11 protein-coding genes and 2 pseudogenes are annotated in these 18,679 nt (G+C 34.9%); 3 read left to right on the top strand and 10 right to left on the bottom strand.

Features of this window, described 5'->3' with window-relative positions; genetic code table 11:
* Positions 1-69 precede the first annotated feature (69 nt).
* Together BN1066_RS11835 and BN1066_RS11830 are read right to left on the bottom strand one after the other, a co-directional pair.
* Entirely contained in the window at positions 70-2,769 is a 2,700-nt protein-coding gene (locus BN1066_RS11835) for an adhesive domain-containing protein (RefSeq protein WP_077319700.1), read from the bottom strand.
* A gap of 774 nt (positions 2,770-3,543) precedes the next feature.
* The gene (locus BN1066_RS11830; RefSeq protein WP_179104371.1) at positions 3,544-4,680 is read right to left on the bottom strand and encodes a response regulator; all 1,137 of its coding nucleotides are present in this window, start codon (positions 4,678-4,680) and stop codon (positions 3,544-3,546) included.
* Between the two features lie 761 nt (positions 4,681-5,441).
* On the opposite strand from BN1066_RS11830, the pseudogene BN1066_RS20815 reads away from it, so the two are divergent.
* A pseudogene (locus BN1066_RS20815) lies at positions 5,442-6,017 on the top strand (aldose epimerase family protein).
* 1,071 nt (positions 6,018-7,088) lie between these two features.
* Here BN1066_RS20815 and BN1066_RS11815 read toward each other — a convergent pair.
* Complete coding sequence (locus tag BN1066_RS11815; protein WP_077319696.1) at positions 7,089-8,444, bottom strand: acetaldehyde dehydrogenase (acetylating); 1,356 nt, start codon at positions 8,442-8,444, stop codon at positions 7,089-7,091.
* A gap of 528 nt (positions 8,445-8,972) precedes the next feature.
* Here BN1066_RS11815 and BN1066_RS11810 point away from each other — a divergent pair.
* Positions 8,973-9,752: a helix-turn-helix domain-containing protein gene (locus BN1066_RS11810; RefSeq protein WP_179104370.1), complete on the top strand. Its 780-nt coding sequence runs from the start codon at positions 8,973-8,975 to the stop codon at positions 9,750-9,752.
* A 663-nt stretch (positions 9,753-10,415) separates the two neighbouring features.
* On the opposite strand, the gene BN1066_RS11800 is transcribed toward BN1066_RS11810, so the two are convergent.
* The 7 genes from BN1066_RS11800 to BN1066_RS11765 form a co-directional block, all read right to left on the bottom strand.
* Positions 10,416-11,075: an L-fuculose-phosphate aldolase gene (locus BN1066_RS11800; protein ID WP_077319693.1), complete on the bottom strand. Its 660-nt coding sequence runs from the start codon at positions 11,073-11,075 to the stop codon at positions 10,416-10,418.
* Between the two features lie 544 nt (positions 11,076-11,619).
* Positions 11,620-12,267 carry a class II aldolase/adducin family protein gene (locus BN1066_RS11790; protein WP_050351987.1) on the bottom strand — a complete coding sequence of 216 codons (648 nt, stop codon included), beginning with the start codon at positions 12,265-12,267 and terminating at the stop codon, positions 11,620-11,622.
* Positions 12,268-12,280: 13 nt separating this feature from the next.
* Positions 12,281-13,219 (bottom strand): 1-phosphofructokinase family hexose kinase, encoded by a 939-nt coding sequence (locus BN1066_RS11785; protein ID WP_077319691.1) that lies wholly within the window; start codon positions 13,217-13,219, stop codon positions 12,281-12,283.
* Positions 13,220-13,371: 152 nt separating this feature from the next.
* Entirely contained in the window at positions 13,372-14,718 is a 1,347-nt protein-coding gene (locus BN1066_RS11780; protein WP_077319690.1) for a PTS galactitol transporter subunit IIC, read from the bottom strand.
* A 101-nt stretch (positions 14,719-14,819) separates the two neighbouring features.
* Positions 14,820-15,095: a PTS sugar transporter subunit IIB gene (locus tag BN1066_RS11775; RefSeq protein WP_077302264.1), complete on the bottom strand. Its 276-nt coding sequence runs from the start codon at positions 15,093-15,095 to the stop codon at positions 14,820-14,822.
* On the bottom strand, positions 15,092-15,568 hold the full coding sequence (locus tag BN1066_RS11770; protein WP_077319689.1) for a PTS sugar transporter subunit IIA: 477 nt from the start codon (positions 15,566-15,568) through the stop codon (positions 15,092-15,094). The genes BN1066_RS11775 and BN1066_RS11770 overlap by 4 nt, the downstream gene beginning before the upstream one ends.
* Entirely contained in the window at positions 15,531-17,588 is a 2,058-nt protein-coding gene (locus tag BN1066_RS11765) for a BglG family transcription antiterminator (RefSeq protein ID WP_077319688.1), read from the bottom strand. The genes BN1066_RS11770 and BN1066_RS11765 overlap by 38 nt, the downstream gene beginning before the upstream one ends.
* A gap of 674 nt (positions 17,589-18,262) precedes the next feature.
* Between BN1066_RS11765 and BN1066_RS20810 the strand changes: the two are divergent.
* Positions 18,263-18,552 (top strand): annotated as a pseudogene (locus tag BN1066_RS20810) (transposase); the annotation flags it as partial.
* Between the last annotated feature and the right edge of the window lie 127 nt (positions 18,553-18,679).

Here is an 18,679-nt window from a genome sequence, read left to right as displayed (position 1 = left end):
TATTTAACATCTTAGAATTCTATGTTTTCCCCCTGTTTGGCCATCACCACCTTAAAAGAACATTACTATTTATTTGTCTGCTGAAGCATTGGACTGCTTTTTCTTTATGAAAAGTAACCATGCTCCAATCATTAACATAGCTCCTAATAAATAAAAGAGAATCGTACCTATTCCACCAGTATCTGGCAAGCTCCAGCCAGATTTACTGTTTTTAATTTTACGTTCTACATTTAACTGATCTGCTTTAATTTGCACATCAATTGGCTTCTTTAATAAACGATAGTCTTCCGGGGCTTTTGTTTCTTCAAGCTGATAGTTACCCCACTCTAAGTTTTCAAAAGTGATTTTTCCATCATCGCCCGTTTCAGCAGTCTCAACTACATTTCCATCTTTATCTTTTAATACAAATGTTGCACCTTTTAGCGGTTTGTTTTGTTCACCAACTTTTATTACTGTTAATGTACCTAATTTTTTCTTGTAAATATAACGAACAATCTGCGGTTCTTTTTTGAACTCTCCAGTTGCTGATGCCCCTTTTTCATCTACTTTGACAAATTCATAACCAGGAATATCCTTTTCCTTGGTTATATAGGTGTCACCAACTTTCCCTGTAAATACTTCCCTTTCCGCTATCTCATTTCCAGCTTCATCCACATAGATAGCTGTCACATTCCCAGCAATCAAATCAGACGTTTTGATATAACCGAACCATACCGTTTCTGTTGCTTTATCTGGTTTCAGCTTAACCTTTGTAGGATTTTTACCTACATATAAGGTGTAATCTTTAACATCCTCCGCAAAAACATCATAAGACTCATAAAATTTCAATTCTTCTTGATTCTTTTCTTTATGAAACGTCTTATAAAACTGCTCTGCTTGAGATGGAGCAGAAACGACATTACCGTTTTTATCCACAGGCTTACCGTCTAAATTCACACGATATCCTTTTTTAACAATTTTTCCTTTATCAATTCCTACTTTAGGAATGGGGAATAATTTCGTTTGTGAATGACCATTTGGATCTTTATAGTTTAATGGTGTCTCACCATTCGTTGGGTATAATTCATTTCCTTTTGGATGTTTATCCCAATCCATATTTATCTTGTATTTTAATGTATAACATTCGTTTTCCTTGATACTGCCAATATTCCATGTAAATGTTTCCGTACGATCATTCCATTTTATGTTTCCATGACTTACCGTAAATTGTTGCCCGTTATAGCTTCCATCTTCTACAAGATTAAACATTTCTCCCAGAGGATCTGTAACAATGGCATCATGTGCCGCATGATTTAACAGACCTGTACCAATTTCAGTAAAAATCTGTTTTAATTCATCTCCACTGCCCTCATAATAGCCTCTGTTTTGACTATTTTTTAATACATAAATAGCTTCTTCGTATCTGGCAACATCTAATCCGATAGAATAAATATCGATACCAGAATTTATAATATGAGCTGCTTCGGACATTGTCGCAATTCCGTTTGTCTTTACTTTGAATCCGTTGACCCTATATCTATCCCCTTCTAAGTAATAAGAGCCTCCAGTACCAATCGGCTCAGCATAATCAAAATCTGAAAGAATGAAATTATACTTACTCCCTGACCACATATATGGCGTTGCTTTTTTAGCTCTAAAACTAAAGGTAGGGTCTCCATCACTTAATAAGACAATTGTTTTGTAATCTGCAACGCTTTTATTAAGTAGTTGTTTAGCTTTATGAAGTCCTGCTTGGATATTGGTGGCTCCATCATCTTCACCTGTTACATAAATTGAATGAATATCTCGTTTTAGTTTCCGTTTACCACTATAGTCTGTAAAGTCTGTATGTTTATCTGCATAAGTGCCAAACGGAACTAATGCAATTCTTGTTGTTGAATCTTCCGTTAATAAATGATCAACAAATTTTTGTGCAGCCTGTTTTGCTTTATAAAGTCTCCTTCCTTCCATCGTATTGGAGCGATCAAACACTAGCACAACATCTGACTTTTGTTTTAATTTTTTTCCTTGAGCAGTTAATTCTATCTCCCATTCCCCATACTTGCCAGTTGGAGTAGCCTCTTTTGTTAATTTTAATGACCCCGGATTTGGCCAATTTGTATTTACTTTTGCAATGTTCTTTGGAGATGTAATAGGCAATGAATTGTTATGTTCCTGTCCCTGAGACTTTTTTGGCTTAGGTGTTGGTTTATTCTTTACTGATGGAGTTATTGTTGCTGTTTTTGCAACCTCTTTTTTGATTTTTTTGTCAGGTTTTTTATCTTTTTCTTCTTTTCCTAATTCGTTTTTTGGAGAATCCTTTTGCTGATTTGTGCGATCAGATATCTGTTTTACTTGAAATGAATATTCTTTCTCAAACACTACATCCCCGTCTGTCTTTCCAGTAATAGCTAAAGAGTTATCGGATTGTTTTAAATTCGTTAATACAAATGCAGCTTGTTGGTCCGTGACATGTGCTTGCCAATTTAGCGTTATTACATGCTTTTTTGCATTGTAGTCCAAAATAACTCCTTGTTGCTGTACAGACTTTGTCTTTTCCTCATTATAAGAAGTGCCTTTTGGAAGTTTAATTTCAATAAAATCAAATTGATCCCCTTCTAATTGAACCTGGACAACTACTTTGTCGGTAGTTGCATCCGAATTTGTTTGAATATTTAAGTTGGGTTTGTTATCTAACTCAGTTGCAAACACTGTTGGTGTAAACCCTTGTAATATTAGTAAAAGAATCATTAAAAGTAATGCTGTTGTTTTCCACCTCTTGTTTGTCATCAATCTTTCTCCCTCCCCTCTTCCTTACAATAAATTACATCTAATATATTAAACATCTGAACTAAACAACTGCTAAACATTACTAACATAGAACAAGCACTTGTTTAACAACATAAAACTTTATTCGTAGAGTGTTTTCTCTTGGAAGTGAACAAAGGTAATTCCACAACATCTTGTAAAAAGAAACCAATTTTATGAGTGCCATTCTCTTGTCCTTCGAGAGAAAACCCCGCATTTTTATGTGCAGTGTGGTCGTTTCGCAGCTTTCCTTAAGGTCCCATCGCCTGAACTAAGTGACGTTATTTTCTACTTTAAACATCTTCGTGTTCTCTTTAATTCTTTGAAGCAGGAACTTTACGGCATCTGTCATGTTCAATAGTGATGTGAGGAGCCAATATTAACTTATCGTAGGAAGGAGAGCGAAGTTAGTAGCTCTAGCGTATGAGCTAAAGCTACTTTCAAAATATCCATCCTATAAATCGAGGTGTCGTTTTTAGATAATAAAAGAAGCACTTCTTTCTTCATGAAACTTCAATTGAAACCCATGAAAAAAGTGCTTCTTTATCTATCTAAGAGGATGTTTATACAGTCCCGTAAATTTAAAATTGAACGTATTATGGTATATAACTTATCTCCCCGCCTAGAATTTCGATGAATAGGATATGTGTTGACATATAAATGGATATAAAAATAGTGACTTTGATATGTCGCAATTTTTCAAGGGAATTGCATCTTAGTCGATCTCCGTTGTTTTAACCCATACCACTCATAAGCTCATTTATGAAGTACTATCTTGTTTTCCCAAGATCTATACCATTCTAATATCTTATTGCAAGGGGAAACTCCTATTTCCTCCTCTAAAAATGATTTTAATGCTTGATACTGTTGTTTAACTAAACTTGGACTGTCTTCAACATCATAAATCTTCATTAATGCGAAATGAGCTTCTTCCGTTTCAGGTAAAAATTCGCATATCTTTCGGTACCACTTTTTCGCTTCCATAAAATAATTATGAAAATAATAGAATTCTGCAATTTCCAATGCTTTTGATAACCAAACTTGTTCCCAATTATGACGCTCTGCTTCTGCCCACCAAAAATCAAAACCTTGTAAATATGCACCTTTATATTTAGACATAACGTCCAAATATTTATCTATCGATTGCTCTGTCAATTCAGGTAATGAATGAACGTTATTTTTCCATTCTTCAAAATCAACCATAACATTTCTTGTTCTTAGTACATATCCATCCAATGCATTTTGAATATGTATGTTTTTATAAAATGGTCTTAATGTTTTACGTACATAATAGATAGTGGTATACAATAGATCATTTGCCCGTTCCAGCTCAATATCTGACCATAATAGTTCAATTAAAAATGATTTTCTCACCATTTTGTCTCTGTAACGAAGTAAATATAAAAATAACTCAAATGCTTTTTTAGTTCTCCAAGAAATAAATTCAGCTTTTCCTTTTACTTTCTCTATTGAAAAGGGTCCTAATACATTAATATAAAGTGGAGGCGTTTTCTCATTAGTTGCTGATATTGTATTACCATATTTTTTTATTCGTTGTACTGTATCTTTTAGTCGGTTCATAGAGATTGGCTTTACTAAATAATCTATAGCGTTTATTTCAAATGCCTTCGCTGCATATTTGTCATACCCGGTTACAAAAACAATATTGACTTCCGGGTTTTGCTTAAGTATTTTTTCAGCTAACCTTAATCCATTGACTTTTGGTAATTGAATATCTAAAAATACAACATCTACGTCTTGTTGAATGATTTTTTCTTTTGCTTCTGTAGGATTTGTGTATTTCCCTATAATGGTAATGCCCCCAATTTTTAAAATTTGTTGTGCTAAATACTCCAATGTAAGCCGATCATCATCAACAAGAATCGCTCTCATGAAATACTCCCCCTTGAAATAGTTCAAAAGAACCATGATGTTAAAAAGCTTAACAATATACTCTAAACACAAACTAAACAAAACGTTTTGTTAATAACAGCACTAAAAATTTAGTATTTGGCAATTTCGACTATTAAAATTCTGCGATTATAACTGAATATATTCCCCTTTTTACGATACATAACTAGAGATTATACCGAAATTTCACAAATCACCTATGTAACTAAATTTGCTCTCTTGAAGACCAGATTTGCTAAATCTTGACTTTTTTCTTCTGCCACGATGGAAATGTTGACCAGAGTTTATGGAAAGGGTTATATGACCTTATCTATCGATAGAATGGATATGATCAAGAATGGACAAAAAGTGGAAAATGACTATATCGGTGTAAATAGTGGAATCATGGGTCAATTTCAATTGATAAGGGAAAAAAGACCATGCTATCCTCCTTAATAGTCATCGGTTAATATATGAATATGCACCTTTGAAACTTGATCAGCATCAGATGCATTATTATTAACACGAAGAAGCAATGTACACTTGAGGATCTAAATATAATGGGCTTGCATATTTGCAACTGTACTTCCTATTGTGAGAGTCTTGAAGAATTATCACCTGCAACTTTTGAAAAACACAAGCATCTTAGTAAGGATATTACCGATAAAAAGATATTAAACACGTAGTATATGAAGACGAGCGAACCTTAAAGGCATTGAATAAGTTACAAACTGGAGATATACAAAGTTTCGGTCTATTATTGAATGAATCACACTTTTCCCTTAAAGGCGACTTCTGATCAAACTACTGGTTTAGCTTTAACAAACCATTCCTATTTCAATTTAAGCGGAAATTTAAAAGACACCATTTTAAACCATCATGTTACTATTAAAAGTAACCGATTTGGGAAACTCAATGAAACCTAATGCCCACTGGAAAACTGCTTAGCGTTGAAGGAACTACATTTGACTTTAGGAAAGGAAAGAAACACATAAAGGTATAGCTTCCCGATTCAAATAAGAACAGAATCGTAGGATCTGGTTTTGATCATTATTTTATTTTTAATTAAAAATAGTCTGGAAAAAATAATTGTAAAAGAGGAGAAAAGCAGACGTGTTATGACTATTAAAACTAATCAGCCTAGGGTTGTTATGTGTACAGGTAACTCCTTAGAAAAAGGATGGAAGCTTGTAGAAGGAGAGTCAAAACAATATGGTGTCTGTTTTAAAACTCAAGCTCATCCGGCTTTCCTTACATTATCATTGTTCCCAAGTGTCGTATTAAAAGCGCATGAACCTTATCAAAAACAAACAACATTTTCGTTTGGTGTATATAAATAATACCTATATACATTAGAAAAAAATTGGCCAGCACCAAGCCCCGGTTGGAGGCGACTTGCTAGTTTCCTTTACTGAAATGCTAAATTTTTTACGGCCTTGAATAACTTTCTTATCGTAGTCAAAAGCTAGAAGCGCACGGTTAAACGTGTACAAACGGAAGATCATCTGGTGTGATAAAATAACGATATTCCCAAATCCTGTGCCTCATTAGATTCTTCCTTTAACGTAGCATCTTCTTTTTCTAGAAGTGGCTCGTACTATAGCTTCAGCTGATTTCTAGCTCAGATACATTCACATGCCTGGTTATACTGTGTTCTAGCATGATTCAGAGTAAGTACACTTTCTTCCCCTCCATATCTTTGCTTTATTCACTTGATGTACCATTTGGCAGTATTGACCTTAACTTGTATGGAAGTCTAATCTAAGTCACTAGTCTATCCGAAGTGCATGTTCCTCGAAGACCTGTACTTGTTGCTGATTCTAGCTTCCAATCCTTGTCTATCTTATTGTTAAAAACTGCTATTTTCGTGGTTCAAGATTTTTCTCCCTATAGAATACACACGTCTAATTTACTAAAAGGCATGAGTCCTTACTATATTGAACTCATGCCCAACAGGCTGATAATAAAGTGAAACTTCATTCAGTAGGAGTTTTCTTCCATCTCCTACTGAATGTTAGCTTGAACGAATCGGGTATTTAGATGCCGTTTTCTCCCACTTAGACCCTTTTGTATCAACTCAAGGCTCTTGAAGTGGGAGTCTTACGGCACCTTAGATGCGGGATAAATAAACTGTCCTTCTTTTGGAAAGCAGTCAACATCAGCTCATATGTCGACTTATTTCCTTTATTTGAAAAACTTGCTTATTATTTTACGAACTTCTGAAAGAAACGGTTCTACACTTCGACGTAAAGATCCTTTTTGTTTACTATTAGAAAGAGACAAAGTTTGTTGATTTTATTAAACCATGGATAATATAACACGATTTAGATACAGGACAGTAAAAGTTTTAAAACACGTATTGCATAATAATGAATCGGTTCTAGCCTCCAAATAGAGAAACCTAATGTTTGTTATTCTTTATCATAAGCAATGCGATTAATGTTCATTAATTGACGTACACTTACATTATCAGTAATGCTACTTCCTCCAATTGCTCCACAACCTAACGTTAGTGAAGGAGCAAGGTTAGTTGAGTAGCCGATTCCGCCAAATGTTCCAGGGGTATTTATTAAAATTCGTGATGCTTTCGTGCGCAATCCAAAATCTTCTACTAGCTGATCATCACTAGTATGAAGAATAGCCGTATGACCTGCACCCTCATTTTCTAAAATAGCATTACAGGTTGTTACTCCTTCATCCCAATCATTAACTGTATACATTGCTAAAATTGGTGTAAGCTTTTCACGAGAATATGGATTATCATGACCGATAGTTGTCTGTTCAGAGATCAAAACTGTGGTGTCAGCAGGAACAATAATGCCACATAGCTTTGCAACTTCAGTTACCGGTTTTCCAACTATTTGCGGGTTCATCGTGCCATTTTCTCGCATAATAAACTTCGCAACCTGCTCTGACTCTTCTTTATTCATAAAGTAAGCACGGCGCTTTCTAAGTTCATTCACAACTTGATCCTTTATGCTTTTCTCCACCACAATAGACTGTTCTGAAGCACAAATAGTACCATTGTCAAACGTTTTACTAGTAATAATTTTATCAATAGCAGCTTCTATATCCGCTGATTCCTCAATGAAAGCTGGTCCATTACCAGGTCCAACTCCAATTGCCGGATTGCCCGAAGAATAAGCAGCTTTTACCATCTGCCCGCCACCAGTAGCTAAAATTAGTGCCGTATCCTCATGCTTCATTAATGCTTGCGTTCCTTCTAACGTTGGTGTCTCAATCACTTGTACTAGTCCTCTTGGCGCGCCTGCATTTACCGCTGTTTCTTCAACTAAGCGTGCTGCTTCCACAATACAATTCACTGCATTTGGATGAGGTGATAAAACAATTGCATTTCTAGTTTTTAATGCAATTAATGCTTTAAAAATAACGGTTGATGTCGGATTGGTTACTGGTACAAGTGCTGCAATTACTCCCATTGGCACTCCAACTTCTATCACTTTATTTACTTCATCACGATGAATAATCCCTACCGTCGGCTCATCTTTAATACTTTCATAAACTTGTTGACTAGCAAATAGATTTTTCGTTGTTTTATCTTTTACATTACCGAATCCTGTTTCTGTATGTGCTTTTATTGCTAAATCTTCTGCTGCTTCGGTTAATACTGTCGCAACAGATTTGACAATCTCATCTACTTGTTCTTGGGTAAAACTAGCATATATTTGTTGAGCCTGCTTGGCTTTATGAATAAGTGATTCAACCTCATATTCTCTGACGCTTTCTTTTGCTAAATTAATAGCCATGTTTGCCATCCCCTTTTCAATAATTTTCTATACCTCTATGATAAAGCGTTTACATAGAATACCGTTAGGATTATTTTTTGCTGTTTTTGGACTATTTTGACACTTGATCAACATTTCACAATATGATTGATCAACAAAATCAATTTGCATGGAATATAATGTAAAAATGGTATAATTAGAATAGGAGATTAGAATAACTTGGCTTGTCGCCAAGTCTTTATGGTGAAAGCTATCGTTTTTCTTATACCATAAAGCCAAAAGTTTTATACTTTTCTATAGGGTAAAAAATTAGTAGAGGATCTCTGCTCTTCACAGGTTATAGGCAAAAACCAAGCGAGCTTTTATTGAACGTTGTGTCCCCTAACTTAACCTTTTGAATGGTGCCTGACTTTTTAGGAAGAGGAAGTTACTACTAGGATATTTACAGAATGTCATCCAAAACGAACGTTAGATTTAATTATAGAGCTACTTAAATATAACTAGAATTAGTATTAAACATGAGTTTACTTTAAAATGAGGTGTTTATCCATGTGTCGTGTTTTAATAGCCAGTCCTGTAGAAACAGATCGTGCTTTTTTAAAACAAATATTTGCTGAGCATTTTTTTAATGTTACTTTTCTTGAGGACGCTTTATCGGCTGAAGAAGCATACAAACGTTCATTAGATAATCAGCTTGATATGTTAATCCTTGATATTAGTGGATCAAGCGATGAAATATTTCAATATAAAACAAATATTGTAAAACAACATCCGAATATTAAAGTAATCCTGCTTGACAAAGAGGCGAATTTTAAACATATTCAAACTGCAATACGCTGTGCTGCCATTGACTATATCGTTAAGCCATTAGATGAAGAAGAGTGTAAGTCGGCAATTCATCGTGCCATTTTAGCATTAAATCAGGTTTCTTTACTTCATTACGAGCGAAAATCAATTACAGATACAGTCAAAGAAAGCGCCAATCAGATGATGCAGTATGTTCATGAATATTTTAATGAGGAAATTAATTTAGAAACATTGGCACGCTTCATGCATTTAAATAAAAGCTATGTTAGCCGTTTTTTTAAAGAAACGGTTGGTATGACGTTTAGTAGTTACTTACGTCATTACCGAATAGAACAAGCAAAAAAACTATTGCGGACATCTGAATTAACCATCACCGAAGTTGCCGAGGAAGTTGGTTATCCGGATCTCACCTATTTTAGCCGTATTTTTAAAAAAGAAACCAACTACACGCCTAATGAATTTAAACAAATATTTCAAGGAGAACATACCCCCGCTGACTTTGCCTTTGTCGAAGGAGAGTAAAAAAACCGGAAAAAACAACGTATCTATTGAGAGCTGCTTGCATAATTTTTGCCTTCCTTGTCAGGTTGCACAAAAATAGTAGATAAACAAGAGCGATCGATTAGCGATTTATATATATCGAAGAACTTCCGGGATATAGTGAACCTTTATTCGAGGAGTTTTTTTCTCCTTGAATATTAGTACTACATGGGTTGTCCTAAAGACCTTTAAACGAATTGGACATTTGGATAACAATATCCCCCATTTAGACGTCTTTTGTATTCTTTATAACTCTTGCATTGGAAGTATTGCGGCACTAAATATGGATAAAGGAAACATGCCTCTAAAACAGGGGAATGCCGACGCCTGAGCAAGAAGCCCACTTTAAGTCGGCCTTCCTTTATATTCGAGCCCATGCTGTATTCATAGAAAGAGAGTGGAGTCTGCCACAGCCAAGCGCATAGGTAAGCCAAAGCTACTTCCAAAAAAGATTATCCATCCCTTCATGAATTTACTAGTCCATAGTTAGGGAGAATTCAAGTTGAAGAAAAATAGATGATGGAAAAAATAAGGAACAAAATAAAAGCCCTAGTTCAAAAACTAGAGCTCATACGAAAATTTATTTTCAAGATCTGTTAAAATGAGAAAGAAGTCAGGCCTTTAGCCATGAAAGTAACTAATTTTCTATTCGTTTGTTTGCGGTTGTCCATAATCCTTAAAGCGTTCCACCATCATCGTCATTTCTTCATCTGATAAGATGACTGGATTCCCGATTGCTTTTGCTTGCCAGTACAAGCGGGCACAAAATTCCAACTGCTCTGTAATTGCATAAGCTTCTGCAAGAGAACTGCCGACTACATTGATTCCATGATTGGCTAATAATACTGCTTTTCTATCTTTCATTGCTTCCAGCGCATTCTCAGCTAATTCGTTTGTGCCATATGTTGCGTAATTAGCACAACGGATATTTTTTCCTCCACTATGAGCAACAAGATAATCAATAGCCGGTAAATCAACATTCAAGCAAGAAATCGTTGTGGAATACAAAGCATGCGTATGAATCATAGCAACTGCATCATATCTATTTTTATAGACAATGGAATGCATTTGATGTTCACTGGATGGTCTTAGCTCCCCCTCAACCACATTACCATATAAATCCATAATGATGACATCTTCCTCAGTTAAATTATGATATTCAATCCCGCTTGGTGTAATTCCCATAAGCCCTGACTCTTTATCAAAAATACTAATATTTCCACCGGTGCCAACGGTTAGCCCAGAATCGATTAATTTCTTTCCATATTCAACAATCTGTTTTCTCTCTTCTTTTAAATATTTCATCGGTAAACCCTCCGTTGTAATTATTATTCGTGAATGTTCAAAAAGTCGTAGTTAATGACCTAAACAAATTTCCTCATACATTAGAATGTATAAAATATAGTACTGAAGTTAAGAGCACAGTAGAAAATTCAATCCCTCAAGTAAAGCACCGCAATTTCTCTTCCTTTAATGATGTTGAAATTGAAAGGCGAAGTGCTGAGATACCTGAGCTAACATTGGTTCGGATAACAGATACCCTATCGTACGAGAGAAAATTTAGTACGTTAATTCTTAGCTGATCTCATATCCATTGTCCTCTTTTTGAATATCGATATTGATTAATTATTATTTATTTTCCGACTTACTAAATTGCTCCTTCTCGTATTTTTTCTGAATTAATTCCTTATACGATCTTGCCTTATAGGGATACCATTTTCTGTATTTACTTTGAGCTATGATTGCCAAAATTAGAGCTAACATAGTAGGAATCATCCATTTCGTGAATACGGAAATGAGCAGACATAATGCCGAAAGAAAAATACATAATTGAAGAAAAAGCTTTTCCTTATTCATCTACGTTATAATTCAGCTCTTTATTTTCAATCTTACAAATGCCTAACTTATCAAACAGTAACGCTTTTTCGGCAATGTATGCGTTGTATTCCAGACGCCCCAGATTATCATAAGCTTTTATTAAATTTGTATCTGTTATTAACACCCCATGCTTATTCAATAAAATGGCGTTAATTACAGATTCTAAGGCTTTATTCTCCAAATAATGTTTCACTTTTTCAGCTAATTCTTTCGAAGTTGCAGGAGCAAAATCCAGACATGGAATATTCCCAAATTTTTGCGTAGCTTCTGTTAAATTGGGCATATCTATCCCCATCGTTGCAAAAAACATTGACTGAAGTGCATGTGCATGGAGTACACAGCCAATCTCTCGATTATGTTTATAGCATGCCATATGCATATTAATTTCTCTTGTAATTCTGCCATCACCTTCAACTATATTTTCATCCATATCCACCACTAAAACTTGGTACGGGGATATATCACAATGGTATTTTTGCGACATATGGGTTGGTGTCATAATAATATGTTGATCATTTATCCTGACACTAACATTTCCCCCAGCTGTATTCGTCTCATATCGAGAGAACATTTTTTTCACAATCTCAGCCAACTGTTCTCTTTCCTCTTGATATAACAATGTTATCGCCACCTTATAGTTGAGTGATTTTTACTTGTTGCTTTAACTCCATTGCCGTCTTCACATCAAACGTTGAACTATCCTTGTTCATCACTTTACTTGCAGCACAACCACTAGCCAGCTTTACTATTTCTTCTATCGAAAGCTGATTCGCCAGCCCAGCTAAAAAGGCACCTACAAAGCAATCCCCAGCACCAGTATCGTTTACTTCTTTTACCTTAGGTGGAATGACACGATAGATCTTTCTATCATACCCACAGTAGCTGCCTTTTTCGCCTAACGAAGTAACTACATAATCAATGTCTTGGTTTAGTCTTTTTACTGTATCGAATAAACTTTCATGAGAAGCTTTTAGCTGCTTTAATTCAAATTCATTTGGTTTAATAAAATCTACCTTCATTTTGACAGCTAATTTAATTGCCTCACCAGATAAGTCACAAGCAATAAAACAACCAATTTCTTTTAAAATACGTAATAATTGTCTTAAATTATCGATCGTGAAATTAGTTGGTAATGAACCGGCGATTAATACCATATCTTCCGCTTTCACTCTGGCTTTTATCCTTTCAAAAAGTCGCTTTATATCAGCTTCTTCTACATGAAATCCTTTTTCTGTCAACATGATAGAGCCGGCTGAGACTTGCTCCGGTTCTATCATGATATAGCATTCCCTGGTGGTTCTACCATCTATAATCGTGAAGTCATGTTCCATGTTTTTTTCACTTAAAATCTGTTTAAACTTATCTATATTCCGACTCCCTGCCAATCCTAGAGCTAGGTTTTTTACTCCTAATTTCGACATAACGTAAGAAGCATGGGTTCCTTTTCCGCCAATATCATAAGAAACTTCCGTAATTCGATTGCTTTTTCTTCTTTCCAATTTTTCATTCAAGTATAATAATCGATCAATAGCTGGATTTAATGTTATTGTATAAAGTGAAACTTCATTCAAGATTCTTCATCTCCTGTTGAATGTTAGTACCACAAGGGTATGACCTGAAGGCCTTTGAACGATTCGAGAATTCCCCCACTTAAGCTTCTTCCTATTCTTCACTACGAAGACTTACGGCATCTTATATTCAGGATAAAGCCTTTCATCACCGACTATTTTTCTACCTTTAGTTCTTCCGTCCGTTTTAACATTTCTTTCCGGTACAGGATAAATCCTAACGCCCATACAACAGCCAATCCAATTCCTACCATGCTGAAACTCCCAAGCTCCGTTAAAATATATCTAAATGCAGGGTATTCAACCGTACTCCAGGTGATTTGCTGACCTGCTTCTAATTCAACCGCTTTTGTTGAATGTGCTAGGTTTGTCATAATATCGGCAAAATACGTTGCGGCATATAGGAACACCGGCGTGGTAATCGTACAGATCACCAGCATTCGTAACAAATTACCACCGGTTACAATTAATGCCGGTACAGCAAGCCCAATATTTAGAATTCCCGCAAATGGAAGTACTGCATTTCCTGGTAATATAAAGGCAAAGAATAACGTAATCGGAACCAGAATCGTCATCACAACCCATGCCTCACTTGATCCAGCTAATATCGGCCAATCAAGTCCAATAAATATTTCCCGATCTTTAAAGCGTTTTTTCATATAATCATTAATGGCTTCTGATAACGGGGATAGCGCTTGCATAAATAATTTAGCTACCATTGGGAATAACGTTAATGCGGCAGCTGCTTGCATCGACAAAATTAGTGAATCAGCTACTGAATAGCCTGCTGCCAAGCCCAAAAGAAACCCGATAATAAAACCCATTACATGATTTTCAGCAAAAATACCAATTTTATCTTTTAATGCACTTGCATCCATATCTCTATTAAATACTTTAAATTTTCTTAAGAGCCAATCAATCGGCATTAATAATGTACCAATTAAGAAAAAGTTATGGGAACTTGTAACACCTGGAATATTTGTTAACGTCTCGATCTGTTTTTGATTCAAATCAGCAAATACCAATTCAAGTACAACTACAATTGCTGAACCAATGAGGGCGATATACATGCTTCCGGTTACACCATAAATAAGTACAGCTGTGAAAATTTTTCCCCATACATTCCACAAGTCGACATTCAATGTCTTTGTTTTATTTAATAGAAGCATCACTCCATTAATGACAAGCTGAATAGGAAACAGTAGAAAAGCATATGGCCAAGCCCAGGATAATGAAGCAGCAGTTGTCCAACCACCATCAACAGCTGTTAATTCAATCCCTGTTCGCTCTGCTAAAGCTTGAGCCGCTGGTGTTAAAGCATCAAGCATAAAGCCAATCACAAGGTTCATTCCTAAAAAGGCGACTCCTAAAGTAATTGCTGCACTTAAAGCATTTTTAAATTTCATTTTTACAAATATTCCAATTAACAACATAACTGCAGGAACAAATACAGAAGCACCTAAATCTAAAATATATGAAAATATTGTTTTTAGCAGGTCCATGATTTTACCCCCTAATAATAGATAAATAGTTATCATAGCTTGACTGGGCAATTTAGATTACGTTTCGTAACATAGATTACCCAGTATCAAAGAAGTACAATTTACTTTAGCGCATCGAGTAGTTTTTGTGTTTCTTCTTCCATTCCCATACCGGTCAAGAAAGCTATTCCATTTAGAGTAGGAATATCATATTCTTTTGTATTTTTTGTGATTGAAATATAAACATCACTCGTTTTTATATATTGATCTAATGACTTAATATCAACTGCTTCTACACTTGCACGAACACCTTTTTCTTCAAGTATTGATTTCACTTTCGATGCTACTGTTTGACTTGTAGCTACACCTGAACCACAGGCTACAATTACTTTTTTCATTCATCTTCACTCCTAAATTGTTCTTGTAGTATTGCCAGCAATTCTTCTTCGGATGTAATAGAATGAAACGTGTTCACGAATTGCTCATCCTTGAACTTATCTATAATTAATGAAAGCAGCCCAACTTGTTTTGACGGCTCTTTTATTCCAAGCATAAATATGATATTTATATCAAGCCATGTATCTGTCGTCGCCATTTGTAAAAATCGCAATGGCTGATTTAGTTTAACAACGTATATAAATGGCTTTTTAATATGTTTTGTATCTGTATGCGGAATTGCCAATTGTACCGTTTCCGTAGACAGGCCTGTTGGAAACTCTTTTTCTCTTTCAATAATCGCTTGTTTAAAGGAAGTCTCTGCGTAACCGTTTTCTATTAAATCATTACTAAGCACTTCAAACATTTCATCTGTTGAATTAAATTCAGCATGTAGTTTAATTAATTCCTTCTGAAACAAATTTGCAAAATTCATCTTCTGCTCCTCCTAGACTGTTAAGAATGCTCTGGATGGTGAATATATTTTCTTCCTTCATCATTTGACACATGACGTTTTTATCCATAAACAGATTATTTAGTTTAATTAAAGTTGGTACATGATCATTTTCAACAGAAGGAGCTAAGGCTACAACAATCTTTACTTCTTCCCCATTAGGTGTAAAAGCTGGTTTTTTTAAAACGACGATTTGAAAATCCATTTTCTTTACCCCAAACTTAGCAGCCACATGAGGCAAATAAACATTTTCAGCAATCAACATTCGATCATAATTGCTATAAAAAACGTTCTTTGTTTTATTTATATAATGTTGTGTAATACTGTTTCTTCTAAAAAGAGGAAACATTGAGATATCAACGAGTTCTTCCCAATCGATGCTTTCTTTTAGGATACTTATATTATCAATGGAAAATTTAAATTGGTCTGATCCATTATCTGTTTGTACTTTTGAAGTATGTTGCTTTGCTAACAAACAACATACTTTTCTTGAGACAACATCGATGTATTGACTTGGAATATATGGCTGAATGACCTTCATAAGTGATCGTACTAACGGATCGCTGTTGTTTCTCATCTCACCTTGAACTCGATTTCTTAAATCTATCCGAGTTTGGCTATCCAATATTGGCGGAACAATAAACGTTGCTCTTTTATCGTTGATTGGAACTGTTGTGAAGATAAAATCAACTTCTTCCCCATCTTGCTCAAACTGCCTTACTGAATATGCACCAATAAAGTCTATTTCTGGAAACATAGCTTGCAATGTAACTAATAATAATTTAGAAATAGATGTTCCACTTTGGCATAGCACTACTGCTTTGAATATCGTTTCCGTTTCCTCTGCTTCATAAATCCAACTTAAAACGATCATACACAGATAAACAATTTCTTCTTTAGACAGCTCTCTGTGAATAATATCCTGAAAAGGCTTAACCGATTTTTTGACCACACAGTAAATTTCATGATATTGATCCAAAAATTCTCGTGTTAATGGATTATTGATTTGAAAACCGAGTAAACTTCGGTAGATGGCAGGTCTCATATGAAGCAGCACTTTATTCTTTAATTCATTTCTTCGATGCATATGCATCGCTAAATTTGCTTCAATATTATCAATAAATTTATCCGTAGCTTCTGATACTTCATCACCGTCTGTAATAGCAAGTGCTGACTCTACCATATTAGAAGCTAGAACTTGTAAGGATAAATAGAGCAAATCACTTTGCGTTAAAAAATCATAATCCCAAAACATTTGCCGAATTTCAGGAAACTCCACCGTATTTTTAATATCATATTTTTCTATTTTAAAAGACCACTTCGTATCTAGCTTCTTCGCTCGCTTTATAACAAAATGGATAATATACGGTAGTTCATCTAATTGTTCATCGGTTAATGTTATACCGATCCTGCTTTCTACTCGTTCCAGTCTTTTTCGTAATCGGAATATTTTTGAACTGTCTACCAGGTTTTTCTCTTCTAACAATATTCTTCCTGCTAAAGAACGAAGTACATCTTTTACTGCTGTCACCAGCAAATTCCGTATGGCAAACTCTGAACCTTTCATAACATATCCATGTTTTCGAGAATAGTCTACATCAATCTCTTTCTGCTCTAAATCCTGTTTAATTAATTTCATATCATTTAGTATCGTGTTTTTACTAACTAAACATATATCTGCTAATTCTAATAAGGATAAATATTTTTTCTCTACAGCCAATACAATAATGATTAAATTGTATCGAGTCTCAAATTCATGATGACTAAATAATTTTCCTTTTTCTCGAAAAATTTTCTTATAGCAAAGCATCTTAGCCGCTTCCGTCATGTAAACTGCTTGATCACTCGAAATAATAACATTCTTACTAAAGGAATCGTTAATCTTGTTAATCGTTTCTCTGACCTCAAGCTTGGTTAATTGAAACTCAATCATTAACTCTTGAATTTGGACATTATCTTTTAGTATCAGATGTTTTATGATTCTTGTTTTATCGCCTCCCATCACTTCACCTCCTTACCTTCATTAAGATCGTACCATAGGAAATACGACTATTTTCAACAATCTATCACAAAATAAATAAAGCGCTTTAATTGGATTGTGATGAACTTTTTTGGTTAGCTGATTAAACGATAAAAGCTCTTTAGAAAAACTTGGCTTGTCACCATGTCTTTATGGTGAAGGCTAGTTTTTCTTATACGATAAAGTGAAACTTCATTCCGTGGAATGCTTTTTACACGGAATGTTAGTACCTTAATGGTATGACCTAAAGGCCCTTGAACCAATCGGGCATTTAGGTGCCGTTTTCTCCCACTTTGACCCTTTGCACGAACTCAGGACTTGAAGCAGGAGTCTTACGGCACCTTACATGCGGGATAAAGCCTAAAGTTTTTATACTTTCCTATAGTGGAACAAAAGTGTTACACCTTTGTTGGATAAAAAAAGTGGTCTTAAATAATAATTGTGTCATAAATAAACAAAGCTGGAATACATTTAACGAGCAAGTAGAAGACATGATAAGACAGCGAACTTCAGTTACTTATGAAGATCATTATCTCAAATAATGAAAAAATTAGTTCTTTATCTAAACCATATATATCCAAATAGCCCAGATTATACCTGAGGTAAACGTCTAGCAGTTTTGTGTAGATAGAAATTAATAATAGAGATAATCATTTATGCAAGACTTTTTCATGAGAAAACCATGAAAGATTTGGCAGAGAAATGTCGTACTGTAGAGATGTTAAAGAAATGATGAAGCGTTTATTTTAGGACACCCTTCACCAGGTATTTGAAGCAGAGTTGGAGGAAGAATTGGGTTATTAGAAACACAGGACCGCTGGTAATGAACACTGGTAATAGCCGAAACGGGTATAGAAAAAACGGTCAGATCTAAATACGGAGAGACCGAAATGATGATTATGAACCAAGAATTATTAAGAAGTATGAAACGACTGTCAATGGTATAGTTTAGACATCGTATCGCAATGAATCTTGATAAACACAGGGGTACCACACAGTTCAAAAAAAAAAAAAGATGTGGAATTTCCACACCAGTTTTTTTTTGTGTCATCTATATGAAATGGACATCTTTC

Origin of the sequence: Virgibacillus proomii (genome assembly GCF_900162615.1) — a bacterium.
Classification (GTDB): Bacteria; Bacillota; Bacilli; order Bacillales; family Amphibacillaceae; genus Virgibacillus; species Virgibacillus proomii.
Note: the sequence above shows the minus strand (reverse complement) of the source record. Positions and strands in the feature narration are given on the sequence as shown.